The following is a 597-nucleotide window of genomic DNA, read 5'->3' as shown; positions in this document are numbered from 1 at the left end:
ACTCGGTTCAAACAGGAAAAGTATCTAGCGCTCTTATCATGGGGAAGCTCGGATCATATGCAAGACAAAATAAACTCGCAACAGCACTTGGAGAAATGGGACGAATCGAGAAAACCCTCTTTACGCTGGATTACATATCTAATAAAGCCGTAAGGAGACGGGTTCAAAAAGGTTTAAATAAAGGAGAAGCAATCAATGCATTAGCTAGAATTATATTTTTTGGACAACGTGGAGAATTTAGAGAACGTGCTCTCCAAGACCAGTTACAAAGAGCTAGTGCACTAAACATAATTATTAACGCTATAAGTGTGTGGAACACTGTATATATGGAAAAAGCCGTAGAAGAATTAAAAGCAAGAGGAGAATTTAGAGAAGATTTAATGCCATATGCGTGGCCGTTAGGATGGGAACATATCAATTTTCTTGGAGAATACAAATTTGAAGGATTACATGACACTGGGCAAATGAATTTACGTCCTTTACGTATAAAAGAGCCGTTTTATTCTTAATATAACGGCTTTTTTTATAGAAAAAATCCTTAGCGTGGTTTTTTTCCGAAATGCTGGCGGTACCCCTATTAGAAACTTTTGCAAACAT

General features: G+C 37.0%; 1 protein-coding gene. It reads left to right on the top strand.

Going from position 1 to position 597, the window contains the following annotated elements; all coding sequences use genetic code 11:
* The coding region (locus FE392_RS22440; protein WP_319931898.1) for a Tn3 family transposase at positions 1–509 on the top strand (509 nt) is incomplete at its 5' end.
* Positions 510–597: the final 88 nt, after the last annotated feature.

The organism is Xenorhabdus santafensis (assembly GCF_033949405.1).
Lineage (GTDB): Bacteria > Pseudomonadota > Gammaproteobacteria > Enterobacterales > Enterobacteriaceae > Xenorhabdus > Xenorhabdus santafensis.
Note: the sequence above shows the minus strand (reverse complement) of the source record. Positions and strands in the feature narration are given on the sequence as shown.